General features: G+C 45.4%; 1 protein-coding gene. It reads left to right on the top strand.

All coding sequences use genetic code 11. The features are described from left to right. A partial coding sequence (locus RVS70_RS22085; RefSeq protein WP_321134859.1) for a nucleotidyltransferase family protein occupies positions 1-502 on the top strand: 502 nt, incomplete at both ends.

Genomic DNA, 502 nt, shown 5'->3' with positions numbered 1-502 from the left:
ACCTTATACCACGGCACGCATCTCTTCGGACTATCATGATGCCGATCTCCCTGAAGGCGAAAACCCTATCGCAAGCGCCACAAGCATTAGAAAAGCGATGACTGGCCAGAGTCTCGAAGCCTGCCTTCGTTTTCTCCCTGCTGCATCTGCACGAGAATTAGCAGCTTACCGCAAATCATTCGGATTGTGGCATACACCTGAGAGCTACTTTTCTTACTTAAAATACAGCCTTTCAACAGTAACAGCACCGGAATTACAGCAAATATACGAGGTGGAGGAAGGGCTAGAGCACAGAATTCTTCGTTCGATCAGAAAAGCCAGCTCCTATCTGGAATATATGGAGCTGCTGAAAACGAAACGTTATACATGGACAAGGCTCCAGCGGATGAATACGCACGTTTTAACCAGAACAAAAAAACAGGATATAAAAAAGCTGCTTGACGACGATAAGGTGCCATATATCAGGCTTCTCGGCATGACAAAAAAAGGACAGGCTTATTTA

This window comes from Virgibacillus sp. M23 (assembly GCF_034190895.1).
Lineage (GTDB): Bacteria > Bacillota > Bacilli > Bacillales > Amphibacillaceae > Virgibacillus > Virgibacillus salarius.
The sequence above is the reverse complement of the archived record's forward strand: the minus strand, read 5'-3'. Positions and strand labels throughout refer to the sequence as shown.